Below are 16415 nucleotides of genomic sequence, written 5' to 3'. Positions count from 1 at the left end.
CCGCACCCAGAGGGTGCGGGGCTTTACCAAGCTGCGTCGATCAGATAGCGCGGACGTCCTGGGCCTGCGGGCCCTTCTGTCCTTGGCCGACCTCGAACTCCACGCGCTGTCCTTCTTCAAGGGACTTGAATCCCGAGCCGGACACGGCGGAGTAATGAACGAAGACGTCAGGGCCGCCACCGTCTTGCGCGATAAAGCCGAAGCCCTTTTCGCTGTTGAACCACTTCACACTGCCTTGAGTCATTGCTTACTTCATTCTTTTCTGTAGATGAGCCAAGCGGATCACGTCGATAAGCCTGATCTCACTGAACAACCATGCCATGGATCCGGGGCAAATGACGAAGAGTGTGAGCCAACCAACCCTCGGCACCGGGTACGGCCGCGGCGCGGCGGCCTCCGCGATGCGCCGATCAAGCGATTCCGCCACGCGGGTCGACCTCGGAGTTGGACCATAGATGCACGTGGTGCAGTGAGGGCCGCGTTCTCTTCCCGTTGTGTTCAGCGATCCGTCTACGCCACACAGGAGGAACGAATCCATGATGACCACTCGGAATCATCACCGCACTGTCCGGACCGCGACCGTCTTCGCATCGATGGGCGCCGCCTTGGTGCTGACCGCTGCCCCTGCGCTCGCCGCCAATACCGTCGACATCACCGTTGCAGCACCGAGCAGCGTCGGCGTCGAATACAACTGCGGCGCCGACGCCGGGGTGACAAGTATCAAGGTGATGGCGGGCGAACCCACCGCAGAGCGCCCTGCGGCCCTCGGCACCCAGAACGACGTCGCCTGTGACGGCAGCCAACACGTCGCCACCGTCTCCTTGGCAGGAGCCGCCGGGGAGGCGCCGTTGGCGTCGGGTGCGGTTGTGCAGATACGCGCGGCCTTGGTCGATCAGAACGACGTCGTGATATCCGGGCAGGCGAAGGTGCTCACGCTGCAGTAAAGCCCTGGGTGATCAGGAGCCACAGCGGCAGCAGGACCAGCGCGATGACGGAGGTCTTCGCGACGATCGCTGCCGCGAGATCGACGTCGGTGTCATAACGCTGCGCGAAGATGAACAAGTTCTGTGGCGCGGGCATAGCGGCGATCACCACCAGGTAGGTCAGCCATCGGCCGGTGATGCCGAACACGTACTCGGCCACGACGAACGCCAGCAGTGGGAGCGCAACACATTTGCAGGCGATCAGCGCGTATTCGTCGCGAGCGGCTCCGCGCAGTCGCAAACCTGTCCCGCCCAGGTGCAGACCGAGTGCGAACAAAGCCACCGGCGCGGCCGCGTTGCCGCTGAAAGCCAGCGCATCACCGACCCACTCCGGCACCGGAACATCTGCCACATTGGCGGCGACGCCGAGGTAACAGGCGATAACAATCGGCGTACCCAGCGCCGCAGAAATGCCACGTATCACGGCAGCGCGCGTCGGACGGTCCTGGTCGTCCTGCGCCGCACCGTATTCCATGATGGCGATGACGACCACTGTCAGTACACAGACCTGGAGCAGGATCGTCGGAAAGACCGGCGCGGCATCATCGAACAGGAGCACGAAGACCGGTATGGCGAAGTAGGTCGTGTTGACCTGTACCCCCGCCATGATCCGCAACGCAGTGCCCCGAACATCGGCGCCGATCACCCGGCGCGCGGCGAAGCCCACGACCACCATCCCGACAAGCACCGTTGCCAGGTACGCGGCGATCGCCACCGGGTCGAACACCTGCCCCAGATCGCTCGCATACAGCGAACCGAACAAGTAGCACGGAATTGCGAAGAGAAAAGCGAAGTCGGAGAAGGCCTTCGAGCTCTCCGCTCCGATGATCTTGCGCCGCGCGAATACCACGCCACCGCCGAACACCACAACGACCGGCGCTAGTTTCGCCGCGGTGCCGGCAAGGCCGCTCAATCGTCCCCCGTTGTCGTGGCCTCCTGCGGTGGTGTGGCCACCGGGAACGGCCTTGCAGTACCCGACGCTGTCGGATCGAGATGCTGACCGGTCACCAGGAAGAGCCTAGAGACAGCCTGCGCAGGCTGCGAGCCGGCCAGAGGAACCTTCGCGCACACTGACGTGGAAGCTTGTTTCTACCCCACGGCGCACAAACGGGAAGGCCCCGGTCCGCGAGCGGATCGGGGCCTTCCTCGTAACGTGCCTATCAGGCGTTGCCGGAGAGCTTCTCCCGCAGAGCCGCCAGCTGCGCGTCGCTGGCCAGCGAACCACCGGCCGACTCGGGCGAGCTGGAGGAGGACGCCTGCGAACCGCTCTCGGAGGAGTAGTTCGACGAGCCGCCACCGTTCGCGGCCTCGGCCGCGGCGTCGGCCGCCATCTTCTCCATCTGCGCGGTGTGCATCTTGTGGCGACGCTCGGCCTCGGCGTAACGGCCTTCCCACTCTTCACGCTGCTTGTCGAAGCCTTCGATCCAGTCGTTGGTCTCGGAGTCGAAGCCCTCGGGGAAGATGTAGTTGCCCTGCTCGTCGTAGCTGTCGGCCATGCCGTACTTCGACGGGTCGAACTCGGCGTGGTAGTCCTCGTTGGCCTGCTTGAGGCTCAGCGAGATCCGGCGACGCTCCAGGTCGATGTCGATGACCTTGACCATCGCGTCGTCGCCGACGGCGACAACCTGGTCCGGGACCTCCACGTGGCGCTCGGCGAGCTCGGAGATGTGCACCAGGCCCTCGATGCCCTCTTCGACGCGCACGAACGCACCGAACGGAACCAGCTTGGTGACCTTACCCGGGACGATCTGGCCGATCGCGTGGGTGCGGGCGAACTGACGCCACGGGTCTTCCTGAGTCGCCTTGAGCGACAGCGAAACCCGCTCGCGGTCCAGGTCGACGTCGAGCACCTCGACGGTGACCTCGTTGCCGACCTCGACAACCTCGGAGGGGTGGTCGATGTGCTTCCAGGACAGCTCGGAGACGTGCACCAGGCCGTCGACGCCGCCCAGGTCCACGAAGGCACCGAAGTTGACGATCGAGGAGACCACACCCTTGCGGACCTGGCCCTTCTGCAGCTGGTGCAGGAACTCGCTGCGGACCTCGGACTGGGTCTGCTCGAGCCACGCGCGGCGGGAAAGGACCACGTTGTTGCGGTTCTTGTCCAGCTCGATGATCTTGGCCTCGATCTCCTTGCCGACGTACGGCTGGAGGTCGCGGACGCGACGCATCTCGACGAGCGAGGCGGGCAGGAAGCCACGGAGACCGATGTCGAGGATCAGGCCGCCCTTGACGACCTCGATGACGGTGCCCTTGACGGCCTCGTCCTTCTCCTTGAGCTCCTCGATGGTGCCCCAAGCGCGCTCGTACTGAGCCCGCTTCTTCGACAGGATCAGGCGGCCTTCCTTGTCCTCCTTGGTGAGAACGAGAGCCTCGACCTCATCGCCCACGGAAACGACCTCGTTCGGGTCGACATCGTGCTTGATGGAGAGCTCGCGGGAAGGGATGACGCCTTCGGTCTTGTAACCGATGTCGAGCAGGACCTCGTCGCGGTCGACCTTGACGATGGTTCCTTCGACGATGTCGCCGTCGTTGAAGTACTTGATCGTGGCGTCGATGGCGGCGAGGAAATCCTCGGCGGAGCCGATGTCGTTGACGGCTACCTGCGGCGAGGTGACGGTGGTGGGCATGTGTCGGTTTGCTCCGGACGGATTGTGGTCGGTTGCGGACATTGGAACTTTCGGTACGCTGCGAACTCACCGCGATGACGCGACGTGACGGACATAATGAACGTACCGCACGGCAAAGCTTGTGAAACTCAGCGCGGGTGCTCTGTTACCTCACCTGTTACTTCAGCCCCTTCTGAGGACATCGGTACGGCAGTACAGAAGGCACTCGCGCGTTCAGCGTACGCGACCTTGGTCCGGCCGGGCAAACCGGTCTCGACGCCACGCCGGACTACGCTAACCGCGTGTCGGAAGATCGCCATGCGCAAGCAAACACACTGCTCGGAACGGCCGGGACCGCGCGCACCCGGATCGGCTCGGAAGCCAGCCAGCAGGCCAGCAGACGCTGGTGGGATGCCGATGCCACCCAGTATCACGAGACCCACGCCGATTTCCTCGGCGTGGATTCCCCCGACGGCGAGTTCGTCTGGTGTCCCGAGGGCTTGCACGAGGGCGACATGCATTTCCTCGGCGAGGTTGCCGGCAAGCGGATCCTGGAGATCGGCTGCGGTTCCGCGCCGTGCGCACGCTGGCTCGCCGGACAGGGCGCGCACGCGGTCGGCCTGGACTTATCGATGGGCATGCTCGAGCGCGGCCTTGCCGCCATGGCCCGCGGCGGACCCCTGGTTCCCCTCGTGCAGGCCGGCGCCGAATCGTTGCCTTTCGCCGACGCCACCTTCGACCTGGCCTGCTCAGCCTTCGGCGCCATCCCGTTCGTCGCCGACTCGGCGCAGGTGATGCGCGAGGTCGCCCGGGTGTTGCGCCCCGGCGGGCGCTGGGTGTTCTCGGTGAACCACCCGATGCGCTGGATCTTCCCGGACGATCCCGGCGAGGCCGGTCTGACCGCCTCGATCCCCTATTTCGACCGCACCCCCTATGTAGAGGTCGACGGCGAGGGCGAGGCCACCTACGTCGAGCACCATCGCACCATCGGCGACCGGGTCCGCGAGATCGTCGCCGCGGGCCTGATCCTCGAAGACATCATCGAACCCGACTGGCCGGAGTGGCTGGACCGCGAATGGGGCCAATGGAGCCCGTTGCGCGGCGAATTATTCCCTGGCACAGCCATTTTCGTCACAAGTAAGCCGGCAGCCCGATAGCGCCACCGCGCTGAGCCGATCACGCCCGGTTGACCACCCGAAAACCTGTGCGCCGTCGAGGATTCCAGACCCACCGGCGACGCACAGGCTTCAAGAACGTCAGATCGGCCGCACGTTTTCCGCCTGCGGGCCCTTCTGGCCCTGGGTGATGTCGAACTCGACCCGCTGGTCGTCGTTCAGGCTGCGGAAGCCCGTGTCGGCGATCGCGCTGAAATGGACGAAGACGTCCGGCCCTCCGTCATCCGGAGCGATGAAACCGAATCCCTTGTCCGCATTGAACCATTTGACAGTGCCCTGCATCATCACTCCCGCCGTTGGAATCTATGACCGAACGTCCTGATACTGCCTGGTCCACCCGCAGATTCCCAGCATTTGGCGCCGTCTCCGCGGTAGGAATTCAGCGCGAAGGCGCGATGACAGGCTCCGACCGGCCGAATTCCGCCGGCAATGCGGCGCGTGCGGCGGCGATATGCGCGCCGAGATCGCCGCCGGAATTCAGCCAGATCTGGTATCCCACGAAGAAGCAGGACATGCCGACCTTGGCCCAGAGCAGCGGTCGCACGTCCGCACCGACATCGACGCCCATCCGGCACGCGAGATGCTCGCCGACGAGCGTTTCGACTGCGTTGCGCTTGGCGAGTTCCCTGGCCTGCAAGGCCGGGTTGGCGGCGATCAGTGCGTCTCGGGCGCGGGCATCGGCAAGGCGGTTGGCGAAACGCAGGACCATCGGGCCGATCACCGCGGCTCACCGTAGCGGCGAGTTCCGAGCACCCATGACAGCAGCAGCGGCAGCACCTCCGACGACAGGCGAGCCGTTGCCGATGCCCACCCACCCCACCGAGTCGCCTGTCCAGGCTCGGCGTGGCCTTGCGGCACACGCCGCAACGCAACAGCACGCCGAAAGGCCCCGCCACCAGAGGGTTCCAGCGTTTGTGCTGGTAGCTCCGGGGACGGGACCACGTGGCCGGAACTCGCCGCGGTCACTTCGGCTTTCGGCCTGCCTGTTCCAACGCTCGCCGCAGGGCGTATTCGATCTGTGCATTGATGCTGCGCAGATCATCGGCCGCCCATTTGGCGATGGCGTCGTGCACTGCCGGGTCGAGGCGAAGTAAGAGCTTCTTCCGTTCAGCCATCGCCGCGGCTCAGGAGTAGATCGATCCGGTGTTGACCACGGGCTGGATGGCCCGGTCGCCACACAGGACAACCAAGAGGTTCGACACCATGGTGGCCTTTCGCTCCTCGTCGAGTTCGACCGTGCCCTGTTCGGCCAGCTTCTCCAGCGCAAGACCGACCATGCCGACAGCGCCCTCGACAATGTGGGTGCGCGCGGCAACCACTTGCGCGGCCTGCTGCCGAACGAGCATCGCCTGGGCGATCTCGGGGGCGTAGGCGAGGTGGGTGATCCGAGCCTCTAGCACCTCGATGCCCGCCATTTCGGTGCGCTCCCGCAGTTCGACGGTCAGTTCCCCGGCCACTTCGGCACCATCGCGCAGGCTGGTGCGATCGGCGTCGTGCGCGTCGTAGGGATGTGTGGTCGCCAGATGCCGGACCGCCGCCTCGGACTGGGTTTCCACGTACTCCTCGTAGTCGTCGACAGCGAAAGCGGCCTTGAAGCTGTCGACCACCCGATAGACAACAACCGCGGCGATCTCGACCGGGTTGCCGTCGGCGTCGTTGACCTTCAGCTTCTGCGTCTCGAAATTACGCACCCGCAACGAGATGCTGCGCCGATCGGTGAGCGGCACCACCGAGAAGAACCCGGGTTCGCTCACCGAGCCGATGTAGCGGCCGAAGAACTGCACCACCTTCGCCTCGTTCGGATTGACCACGGTCAGACCGGTTGCGAGCAGGAGCAGCACGACCACGATGACCGTCGCGACAATCGCCGCGACCAGTGCAGGCGCATTGCCGTTGCGCCCCGCGATCACGTAGCCGAGCACGGCACCCCCACCGAACAAGATCGTGAGCACCAGCCAACCCAACAGCACCGAAAAGCCGTTCAGGCGGAATGCGTCCCGAAACTTCATAACATCCTCCGAAGTATCAAAGTGATATCATAATGCTAGCAGAGGAAGCCGGGGGCAACCGGTTCAGTGGGCCGGGGTGATGTTGCGGTTGAAGCGGAACATGTTGTGGGGGTCGCGGTTTGCCTTCAGGGTGGCGAGGCGGGTGTAGGTGTCGGGGGTGTAGCCGGTGCGGGTCTGGTCCTCGGTGGCGGCGGCGCCCGCACCGTAGAGGAAGTTGAGGTTGTGGCCGAGGGTCCAGGGTGACAATGCGGCGCGGACCGCCGCGTGGCCGGCGGGAGCTGTTGCGGCACTGCCCGGTTCGGGCAAGGTGATGACGCGGACGAGGTAGCCTGCGTCGCGATGGTCAACGGCGATTCCCGCGGGGCCGGGCCTGCGCAGCGCTCCGCCGAGGTGGCGAATGTCGACTACGGCCTGGATCGGTGCGCCAGGGCCGGTGACCGCAATCAACGCCGACCGGGTTTCCGGAGTGAGGTCGGAGAGTAGGGCGTTGGTCGCCGCATAGGCGTGCGGGTGGTCGGGGTCGCTGTGAATGGTGTGCGACTCGGTGTAGGGCATCGCGCGCAGGTCATCCTGCAAGCGGTTGCCGATCGCGCGAAGCGGGGCGACCAGCTTCTCCCCCTCGTCGGCGGGTCCGTTGAAGGCGATCCGAAACGACGCCACGTAGCGGCCGCGCAGCGGCTCGGGGACCTGCGGAATGTTCGGAAAGGTCAGCATGCTGACGGTCGAAGTCAGTTGCTCAGGGACCGTTTCGGTCCACGCCCGCCACACACCGAGCGCCCGCTCGACCAACGCCGTGTCGAATACCAGCTGACCGCCGTACACAGTGGTCACCGGAACCAGCTCCACTTCCATAGCGGTCACTACGCCGAAGTTGCCGCCGCTGCCGAGCACCGCACCGAATAGCTCGTCGCCGGGAACCAGGGTGCGCATCCGTCCGTCGGCAGTGACCAGCTCGATGACGCGCACATGATCGGCCGCGTAGCCGAATTCCCTTGCCAGCAGGCCGAGTCCGCCGCCGAGGGTGTAGCCGACAACGCCGACCGATGGCGACGAACCGTTCAGCGGCGCGAGACCGTGCCGTGCCGCCGCCTCGACCAGCGCGCCCGCCCGGACCCCCGCCGCGACCCTCGCGGTTCCGGCGACGGGATCGATGCGGATGTCGGTCATCCGCCGGGTGCTGACCAGCACGCCACCATCAGCGGCGACCGACAGCCCGTGCCCGGTGGCCTGAACGGCCACCGGAAGTCCCTGGCGCGCCGCGTACTCCACTGCGCTGCGCACGTCCGCAGCGTGCACGGCCCCGACGATGAGCGCGGGCCGGTGCGAGTAGGCGGTCTGGAAGCCCGCGATCTCGTCCTCGTACCCGGCGTCGCCGGGGTAGTAGACGGGGCCGGCGAAGGTGTCGATATCGATGATCCGAGCTGCGGCGTTTCCCATGACTCACACGATGCCCGCGCTCGAATGAGAAGTACAACAGATAGTTCTGCTTGCTTCTAGAATCATTGATTATGGAACTGCGTCAGCTCCGCTACTTTGTCAGCGTCGTGGAGGAAGCCAACTTCACCCGTGCCGCGGCCCGCCTGCACCTGGCCCAGCCCGGGCTCAGCGCCCAGATCCGCCAGCTCGAACGCGAGCTGGGTCAGCAGCTGCTCGATCGCAGCGGCCGTTCAGTGACCACGACAGAGGTGGGTGCGGCAGTGCTGCCGCATGCGCGAGCCGCACTCGCCGCGACCGAGCAGATAATGCAGACCGTGGACGAATTCACCGGCCTATTGCGTGGGCACGTGCGCGTCGGCTGCATCTCGGGCACCGCCACCGAGGACTTCGACATCTCCTCGGCACTGGCGGACTTCCACGACGATCACCCACAGGTCGGTATCAGCCTGACCGAGAACACCTCCGAACAGATGCTGGCCGCGGTGCGGCACGGCGAGCTGGACATCGCCCTCGTCGGATTGACCGGAGCGGAACTCGATGCCGATCTCGGTATCGACGTCGTGCTCGACACTCCGATCGTCGCGGCCGTCGCGCTCGACGGACCGGACCGGACACACATCCCGCTCGGCGAGCTCCGCGACCACTCACTGATCTGCCTGCCACGCGGCACGGGCATTCGCGGCGTCTTCGACCGCGCCTGCGCCACAGCGGGTTTCGAGCCGGATGTGGCGTTCGAAGCGGCCGCGCCGCCACTGCTGCTCCGCCTGGCCGCCCGCGGCCTCGGCATCGCGGTGGTACCCGCGCTGAACCCCGAGGAAGCCGCGGCGTTCGGGGTGCGGGTACTACCGATCAGCGAGCCGCAGCTGCACGGCAAGCTCGCACTGGCCTGGCGGCGCGACCGGCCCGGCAGTCCTGCCGTCAAAGTCCTGCTCGGTCAGCTCCGAATCAGTCTGGCGCGCACCAGGACTCCGTAGCCGGTGCGCGGGGCGGCGCTACAGCAGTCGCGACAGGAACGCTTTGGTGCGGGCTTCTTGCGGGTTGGCCAACACCTCACGCGGCCTGCCTGCTTCGACGACCACGCCGGCGTCCATGAACACCAATTGATCGGCAACCTCACGCGCGAAACCCATTTCGTGCGTGACGACCACCATCGTCATGCCCGATGCCGCCAGCTCGCGCATGACGCCGAGCACCTCGCCGACCAGCTCCGGGTCCAAAGCCGAGGTCGGCTCGTCGAACAGCATGAGCTTCGGATCCATGGCCAGCGCCCTGGCGATCGCGACGCGCTGCTGCTGACCGCCCGACAGTTGTGCAGGATAGGCATTTGCCTTGTCCGCCATGCCGACTCGCTCGAGCAGCTCGTGTGCGCGAGCCACCGCAACGGATTTGCGCACCTTCTTCACCTGAGTCGGTGCCTCGATGATGTTCTCCAGCGCCGTCCGATGCGGGAACAGATTGAAATGCTGGAACACCATGCCGATATCGCGGCGCTGCTTGGCCGCATCGCGCGGATGCAACTCGTAGAGCTTGTCGCCCTTCTCGCGGTAGCCGACCAGGTCGCCGTCCACATAGAGTCGTCCCGCGTTCACCCGCTCGAGGTGATTGATGCAGCGCAGGAAGGTCGACTTTCCCGAACCCGATGGGCCGATCAGGCACAGCACCTCGCCGCGCGCGACCTCCAGCGAAATCCCCTTGAGCACCTGTAGCGCACCGAAGCTCTTGCACACCTGGTCCGCGACGATCATCGGCGGCCGGTCGGCCGTTTCGACGGCGGAGTCCTTGTCGACGTCGACGGTCATTTCGCCTTCACAATCTGTTGCGCATCGGCCAACTCCTGCAACTGCTTCGCAGTCAACTGCCGCGAGACACCACGCGAGTAGTAGCGCTCCAGGTAGAACTGGCCGACCATCAGCACGCTGGTGATCGCGAGATACCAGGTGGCAGTGACCAGCAGCAGCGGAATCGGCTGAAAGTTCACACCGTAGATATCACGCGCCCTGCCGAAGAGGTCGGTGGTCAGCGGTAGCGCGGTGACCAGCGACGTGGTCTTGAGCATGCCGATCAGCTCGTTGCCGGTCGGCGGGATGATCACCCGCATCGACTGCGGCAACACCGTCCTGCGCATCGTCTGCGACCAGGACATGCCGAGCGCGGTGGACGCCTCACGCTGCCCCTCGCCGACGGAATTGATTCCGGCACGGACGATTTCGGCCATGTACGCGGCCTCGTTGAGGCCGAGTCCGATCACGGCGAAGGTAAATGCCGCCTGCAGATCCTGCACGTCCAACTGCAGCAGCTGCGGCCCGAACGGGATGCCGAGGGCAATCTGCTTGTACAGGGACGGGAACAGGCCCCAGAAGACCAATTGCACGAAGACCGGTGTGCCACGGAAGATCCAGAGATACACCCATGCCGTCGCCCGCAGCACCGGGTTGGGCGAAAGGCGCATCACGGCGAGCACCGTGCCCAGCGAGACGGCAAGAGCCATCGCGAGGATGGTCAGCTCCAGTGTGACCACCGCGCCGGAGACGATCCGGCTGTCGAACAAGTACTTTCCGTAGGTGTCCCACCGGTACGCGGGATTGGTCTTGGCGCCGTACACGAACAGGCCGACCAGAATCAGAATGATCGCCGCGGCGATCCATCGACCCGGACGGCGCAGTGGCACCGCCTTGATCGGATCGGGCTGGGACGAAGCGACCTGCCCACCGGCCCCGGCGTCCTCGCCGGGCGCCGACGGGGTGTTCTGTGCGGTCATCGATCAGCTCTCTGCGCCGTTGATGACCGACTTGGTGATCGCGCCTTCCTGTACGCCCCAGTTCTTGGTGATCTCGAGGTACTTGCCGTTGTCGATCAGGTGCTGCACCGCGGCCTGCAGTGCCTTGCCGAGCGCCGAACCCTTCGGGATCGCCCAGCCGTAGGGCGCGGAGTCGAAGACCGGACCGGCGGCCTCGATCTTGCCGTCGCTCTTCTTGATGCCGTACGCGGTCACCGGGGAGTCCGCCGACATGGCGTCGACCTGGCCGAGCACCAGAGCCGTCGTGGCCGCACTCTGCTCATCGAAGGACTTCTTCTCGATGGCGGGCTTGCCCTCGGCGACGCACTTCTCACTGCGCTTCGGGATCTCGTCGGTGTCCTGAACCGTGGTGGCCTGGACCGCGACCTTCTTACCGCAGGCGTTGTCCGGGTCGACCGGCTTACCGGTCTGCTGCGCCCACTGGCTGCCGGCCTTGAAGTAGGTGGTGAAGTCGACGCTCTGCTCGCGTTCCTTCGAGTCGGTGATCGAAGACATACCGACGTCGTAGGTACCCGCCTGAATGGAGGGGATGATCTTCTCGAAGGATGACTCGAGGTACTCGGCCTTCACGCCGAGCGTGGCGGCGACCGCGTCCATCAGGTCGACGTCGAAGCCGACGATTTTGCCGCTCGGGTCCTTGTACTCGTTGGGCTGATACGGAACGTTCACGCCGACGACGAGCTTGCCGGACTGCTTGATCTTGTCGGGAAGTTGCGCGGCGATCGAGTCGACCTTGTCGACACCTGCCACCTTCGCCACCTCGGGGTTGCTGTCCTCCGAATTACTACAGCTGGATAGCACCAACACGCCGCCAGTGACGACGCACATCGCCTGCAGGGCGCGCCTGCCAAAAACCGATCGAACAGACACAGCAGCCCTCCACATTTCGGATTCACTAAACCCGGGTGTCACCACCCGTTTGGCAATCTAAGCGACCGGGACGCTTCGTGCTGGACAGTAATGAAAGAACGACACGAAGTCGTTGCGAACTCACCACTGCCCAGGGCGCCGGCACGCCGCCGAGACACCCTACCCCCTCACAGTCTGACCAGCAGCTTTGAGGGGCAGCGACCGCCGTGTCCTCTGACACACCCCGGTCGCCGATACCGTCCGCTTCGCGACACTGTCGGCCCCCCGTGCGTCGATGGCCCGACCCGCAACGACTACCGCTCAGCGGCGACCAGAGCCCGGAACCGGCTGGGAACATCCGGCGATGCCGCGTGTCGCGCGGACGGCGGGCGAGACACCGCGTCTCGACGCATCCTGCAATGCCATGACCGCGCGTGGTCTGTTGTGGCCGCGGTCGGTGCCGCGGAACTGTGTCCAACCCTCGAGCACGCTTCGGGCGAGAAGCAGCGACGCCGCACGTGGTTGGGCCGTTCGCTCGACAGACTCCCGTCCGGCGGACGGAGGCCGGTCGGCGGCGGGGTTTCGGTTCGGTGGACAGGGGATTCATTGAGGGCGTTCGGACCAGAATTCGCAGTGGTGCTCGGCGGCGAAGTCGTGGGACATGGTGCTGCCGGTTGCCCGCATGGTCAGTACCGGCCCGTCGGCGCTTTGCCCGGTCGGTTCGGGCCAGGCCGACCATGGGGGTGAGCCGGGCCCGTTCGGGTTGCCGGTGTGGGCGAAGGTAGTCCACCATCGCTGCATTTGTCGGGCGAAGGCATCGGACGGTCCGGTCCATGGGATCGGCAGGCTCATCAGGCTGGTGAACAGGTAGGGCAGTTCACCGGCGTGGAAGGCGCCAGGCAGCAGGGGGTTGGCATCGCCGAATGGGGCCTCGTCGAATTCGTACTGCCACACCGGATGTCCGGTGTCGCGGGCGATGCGGCTGACGAACAGTGCGGGGCAGGCGAACACGCCGTCGGTGATGACTGCGGATTGGGCGGCCGCGGGTGAGGGGTACTGGTCGAGTGGGTATTGGGCGAGTACTCGGTCGGCGTAGGCGCCGAATGATCGGCGGACGTAGCGCTCGTAGCTTGCGGCATCCGGGATGCGGCCGCGGGCATAGTCCGAGTCGACGATGAACAGTGCGCCTTCGTTGCTGTTGTTTCCGACGATGAGGGGTATCTTTCGGTCAGCTGCTCGTGCGAGTGCGGTGTCGAGTGTTCCGGTGACGACGACGCCGTCGATGCTGGGTATCCAGGTCGGTAGTCCGTCGAATTGGGCGGTCGGTGATTCCAGGAGTTTCGCGGCGGGTAGTGCGCGCAGGCATGCCAATTGTGTTGCGGGATCGCCGCATCCGACGCTTTCGGCGTATTGCTGTGACCGTGTGAAGGAGTCGTCGCGGTTGCGGGGCATCAAGGATGATCGGACGCAGGATCCGCTTTGGATGACGGCTTTGTTGTAGAGGCCGTCGGAAGCGGGTGCGGCGAAGTGTGTGCAGATACTTCCGGCGCCGGCCGATTCACCGAAGATCGTCACGTTGGATGGATCGCCACCGAAGGCGTGGGCGTTGTCGTGCACCCAGCGTAGGGCGGCTTGTTGATCCTGAATGCCGACTGTTCCCGTGGCGCCACCGGACTCGGCAGCCAACTCTGGTAGCGACATGAATCCGAACGGTCCGAGGCGGTAGTTGGGGACGGCCACGATGACGTTGCCTTCGGCGACCATCCGGGTGGGCGCGTCGTATTGGCTGTTGGAGCCGTCGGTGTAGCCGCCGCCGTGGAAGAACACCATGACCGGCAAGTTTCTGTCGCGGGCGCCGTCGGGCACGTATAGGTCGATACTCAGGCAGTCCTCGCTGGTGGGGCCTGTCGGTAACGGGTCGGGCAGCAGTCCGGTCTGCGGACACTGTGGTCCGTGACCGTGAGCCTGCCGGATGCCGGGCCACGGCGGTGCGGGCCGTGGCGGGCTGAATCGCGCTTCGCCGCCGGTGGGTGCGGCGAAAGGGATTCCCAGGTATTTGGTGATTCCGTCGGCGGCGAAGCCGGAGATCTCGCCGCCGGTCACGACTACATCGGGTGGGGTCGCCGCGACGGGCGCCGGAGCACCCGCGAACGCGAGGCCGGTTCCCGCCATCATGCAGATCGCGGATCGCATGATCGAGTGAATCATTGCTGCCCAATCTCTTCGATGTTGTCGCTGCGGTCGGTGGCGATGGAGCTTGCGACGGCGTCGGGACGCCGCGGTAGCTGGCGTTGATCGGCTGGATGTAGAGCTGCACTCTGGTGTCGGGATCAGCCGGACTCGAAATACTGCGAAACTGCGGCGCTCAAAGCTTCAGCCGCCTGACCACTGCACACCCACGGGACTCCCCCACTTGTGATCGACTCGCGGGTCGAGTGGTTCAGGCCGAGTGTGCGGTCTGGTTGATTATTTCAAACTCGACCGGGGTGAGTTTGCCGAGTCGTTTCCGACGGCGTTTCGGTGGCACGATCCGGCTGGAGTTGTCGTTTCGGATCCGCTGCACTCGGATCGACTCGAAGACTTGTTAGTTCTCTGGTACGCGACTGCCGTCGGCGATAACCTTGGCGCAACGGACCACGGGAGGACAGCACCACCTGGTCGAGCACATCGCACAACGCGGCGGCCCGTGGCCACCGAGGCGGCAACGCAACGCGGCTGCGTACGGTGACCCTTCAACTCATGAACTCGCTGACATTGCGAATCGCCGCGATTCGCGGGTCGGTAACGGAAGATCAATCCGATCCGTGCTGATACCCGAGCGCAACACGCTGATCACCGGCGGTGGACCCTGGCGCAAACCTGCTCGGTGAATTCACTCGTCGACGCGAGACCGCCCAGGTCAGCGGTCGCAATACCGGCCTCGAAAGTAGCCGCAACCGCACGCTCGATGCGCTCCCCCGCGTTGCGCAACATCCGATCGGCGTTGCGAGTCCCCAACCAGTTCAACAACATTGCCGCCGACAGCTGCAGCGCCGCCGGATTCGCGCGATTGCGTCCCGCCAAGGTCGGCGCGGCGCCGTGCACCGCCTGCGCCATCGCACGGGACTGCGAGCAGTTCAGCGAAGCCGCCATGCCGAGTGATCCACTCAACTCTCCCGCCAGATCGGAGAGGATGTCGCCGAAAAGGTTCTCGGTGACGAGCACATCGAAATCGCGGGGCGCGCGGACCAGATGGGCTGCGGTCGCGTCGACATGCTCGTCGATGACCTCGACACTCGGATAATCGAGAGCGACCTCATAGCAGACATCACGGAACAGACCCATCGTCATCGGCAGCACATTGGCCTTGTGCACGATGGTCACCCGCTGACGACGCGTCGCGGCCAGCCGGAACGCCTCCTGGGCGATCAGCTCACAAGCGCGGCGGGTGACGACGCCGACGGCCATCGCGACATCGGGTGTCGGCCGGAACTCCCCCGACCCGGCGAACATATTGCGGTCGGCATAGAAGCCCTCGCTGTTTTCCCTGACAATCACCAGGTCGATGAACGGCGCGGCCGCACGCACACCCGTGAATGCCCGCGCAGGCCGGATATTGGCGTACAGCCCGAACCGCTTGCGAATGGCGCCGCCGGGCGCGACCGCCGCACGATGCACGTCCGGGTAGGACGCATTGTCGTGCGGTCCGAGGATCCACGCGTCGAGTCCCGCCAGACCGGTCAAGGTCGCCTCGGGCAGCGGCTCGCCGAATTCTTCGATCGCGCGGTGACCCATCAGCAACGGAACCCACTCCACCGGATTCGCACCGGCGGCAGCCATGGCCTCGTCGACCACTGCCCGCGTTGCCCGCACGACCTCGGGGCCGATCCCGTCGCCGTCGATCAGGCCGAGGCGGAGTGTCGAACTGTCGCGTTGTGTCGCATCGTTCACCAGGTCATCCTCCCGCCGCAGGTCGGCTGCGACCGAATCGCCCCACGGACACGCCGGAGGGCGCTACTTTCTGGGGACCATGGTGCAGTCGGTCGAATTACTGTTGGACGACGCAGCCGATGCGGAGATCCGGCGGCAGTGGCAGTTGCTCGCGGACGCGGGCATTCCCAGTGTCGCGTCGAAGACCGCCGAGACCACGCGCCCGCACATCACCGTAGCGGTCGCCAGGCAGCTGTGGCCGCGCATCGACCACGTCCTCGAGCAGCAGAGTTTCCGGCCCTTCCCGGTACGCCTCGGTGGGTTGCTGGTGTTCGGCGCGCGCCATCCGATCCTGGTCAGGGCGGTCGTTCCGTCCGAGCAACTGCTCGCGTTGCACCGACGGATCTTCAGCATCGTGGCGCAGTGTCCCGGCGTTCCGTCGAACCTGCACCCGGACGAGTGGACGCCGCACGTGACGCTGGCACGCCGCGTCTCCCATCAGCAACTCGGCGAGGCCGTGCACGCTGTCGCAAGAGACCGTGATTTCCCGGCAAGCATCGTGGGTATCCGGCGTTGGGACGGTGACCAACGGCGCGAGTGGCCGGTGGCCCGTGGAAGATAAAGAGAACGCCGGACGTTACAGCTGG

Annotated in this window: 17 protein-coding genes; 4 read left to right on the top strand and 13 right to left on the bottom strand. The window is 65.5% G+C overall.

The window, feature by feature from the left end; all coding sequences use genetic code 11:
* Positions 1-40: 40 nt before the first annotated feature.
* Entirely contained in the window at positions 41-244 is a 204-nt protein-coding gene (locus ACLMAL_RS20340) for a cold-shock protein (protein ID WP_327114982.1), read from the bottom strand.
* Between the two features lie 292 nt (positions 245-536).
* Here ACLMAL_RS20340 and ACLMAL_RS20335 point away from each other — a divergent pair, with 292 nt between their 5' ends.
* Positions 537-944 (top strand): hypothetical protein, encoded by a 408-nt coding sequence (locus ACLMAL_RS20335; protein ID WP_412000520.1) that lies wholly within the window; start codon positions 537-539, stop codon positions 942-944.
* On the opposite strand, the gene ACLMAL_RS20330 is transcribed toward ACLMAL_RS20335, so the two are convergent.
* Both ACLMAL_RS20330 and rpsA read right to left on the bottom strand, forming a co-directional pair.
* A complete protein-coding gene (locus ACLMAL_RS20330; protein WP_412000519.1) occupies positions 931-1896 on the bottom strand; it encodes an AEC family transporter in 966 nt (321 codons plus the stop codon). The genes ACLMAL_RS20335 and ACLMAL_RS20330 overlap by 14 nt on opposite strands.
* Before the next feature lie 247 nt (positions 1897-2143).
* Positions 2144-3613, bottom strand: a complete 1470-nt coding sequence (gene rpsA / locus ACLMAL_RS20325; protein ID WP_328411654.1) for a 30S ribosomal protein S1 — start codon at positions 3611-3613, stop codon at positions 2144-2146.
* 281 nt (positions 3614-3894) lie between these two features.
* On the opposite strand from rpsA, the gene ACLMAL_RS20320 reads away from it, so the two are divergent.
* On the top strand, positions 3895-4749 hold the full coding sequence (locus ACLMAL_RS20320) for a methyltransferase domain-containing protein (protein ID WP_412000518.1): 855 nt from the start codon (positions 3895-3897) through the stop codon (positions 4747-4749).
* A 99-nt stretch (positions 4750-4848) separates the two neighbouring features.
* Here the strand turns inward: ACLMAL_RS20320 and ACLMAL_RS20315 are convergent, their stop codons facing one another.
* The 5 genes from ACLMAL_RS20315 to ACLMAL_RS20295 form a co-directional block, all read right to left on the bottom strand.
* The gene (locus ACLMAL_RS20315; protein WP_366527555.1) at positions 4849-5052 is read right to left on the bottom strand and encodes a cold-shock protein; all 204 of its coding nucleotides are present in this window, start codon (positions 5050-5052) and stop codon (positions 4849-4851) included.
* A gap of 94 nt (positions 5053-5146) precedes the next feature.
* Complete coding sequence (locus ACLMAL_RS20310) at positions 5147-5488, bottom strand: hypothetical protein (RefSeq protein ID WP_412000517.1); 342 nt, start codon at positions 5486-5488, stop codon at positions 5147-5149.
* Positions 5489-5729: 241 nt separating this feature from the next.
* Positions 5730-5882, bottom strand: coding sequence for a toxin-antitoxin system HicB family antitoxin (locus ACLMAL_RS20305; protein WP_378678767.1), 153 nt, complete (start codon positions 5880-5882; stop codon positions 5730-5732).
* Between the two features lie 9 nt (positions 5883-5891).
* The gene (locus ACLMAL_RS20300; RefSeq protein WP_412000516.1) at positions 5892-6776 is read right to left on the bottom strand and encodes an SPFH domain-containing protein; all 885 of its coding nucleotides are present in this window, start codon (positions 6774-6776) and stop codon (positions 5892-5894) included.
* 63 nt (positions 6777-6839) lie between these two features.
* On the bottom strand, positions 6840-8213 hold the full coding sequence (locus ACLMAL_RS20295; RefSeq protein WP_412000515.1) for an FAD-binding oxidoreductase: 1374 nt from the start codon (positions 8211-8213) through the stop codon (positions 6840-6842).
* A 71-nt stretch (positions 8214-8284) separates the two neighbouring features.
* Between ACLMAL_RS20295 and ACLMAL_RS20290 the strand changes: the two genes are divergently transcribed.
* A complete protein-coding gene (locus ACLMAL_RS20290; protein ID WP_412000514.1) occupies positions 8285-9187 on the top strand; it encodes a LysR family transcriptional regulator in 903 nt (300 codons plus the stop codon).
* Positions 9188-9205: 18 nt separating this feature from the next.
* On the opposite strand, the gene ACLMAL_RS20285 is transcribed toward ACLMAL_RS20290, so the two are convergent.
* From ACLMAL_RS20285 to ACLMAL_RS20265, 5 genes are all read right to left on the bottom strand, one after another.
* Positions 9206-10012, bottom strand: a complete 807-nt coding sequence (locus ACLMAL_RS20285; protein ID WP_412000513.1) for an amino acid ABC transporter ATP-binding protein — start codon at positions 10010-10012, stop codon at positions 9206-9208.
* Positions 10009-10971, bottom strand: coding sequence for an amino acid ABC transporter permease (locus ACLMAL_RS20280; protein ID WP_412000512.1), 963 nt, complete (start codon positions 10969-10971; stop codon positions 10009-10011). The genes ACLMAL_RS20285 and ACLMAL_RS20280 overlap by 4 nt, the downstream gene beginning before the upstream one ends.
* 3 nt (positions 10972-10974) lie before the next feature.
* Positions 10975-11838 carry an ABC transporter substrate-binding protein gene (locus tag ACLMAL_RS20275; protein ID WP_412000511.1) on the bottom strand — a complete coding sequence of 288 codons (864 nt, stop codon included), beginning with the start codon at positions 11836-11838 and terminating at the stop codon, positions 10975-10977.
* Positions 11839-12462: 624 nt separating this feature from the next.
* Positions 12463-14052, bottom strand: a complete 1590-nt coding sequence (locus ACLMAL_RS20270; RefSeq protein ID WP_412000510.1) for a carboxylesterase/lipase family protein — start codon at positions 14050-14052, stop codon at positions 12463-12465.
* A gap of 639 nt (positions 14053-14691) precedes the next feature.
* The gene (locus ACLMAL_RS20265; RefSeq protein ID WP_412000509.1) at positions 14692-15789 is read right to left on the bottom strand and encodes an isocitrate/isopropylmalate dehydrogenase family protein; all 1098 of its coding nucleotides are present in this window, start codon (positions 15787-15789) and stop codon (positions 14692-14694) included.
* Positions 15790-15868: 79 nt separating this feature from the next.
* Between ACLMAL_RS20265 and ACLMAL_RS20260 the strand changes: the two genes are divergently transcribed.
* Positions 15869-16390, top strand: a complete 522-nt coding sequence (locus ACLMAL_RS20260; RefSeq protein ID WP_412000508.1) for a 2'-5' RNA ligase family protein — start codon at positions 15869-15871, stop codon at positions 16388-16390.
* The last annotated feature ends 25 nt before the right edge of the window (positions 16391-16415 follow it).

Origin of the sequence: Nocardia sp. CWNU-33, assembly GCF_046764895.1 — a bacterium.
In the GTDB taxonomy this organism is placed as follows: domain Bacteria; phylum Actinomycetota; class Actinomycetes; order Mycobacteriales; family Mycobacteriaceae; genus Nocardia.
This window is presented reverse-complemented; position numbering and strand designations above follow the sequence as displayed.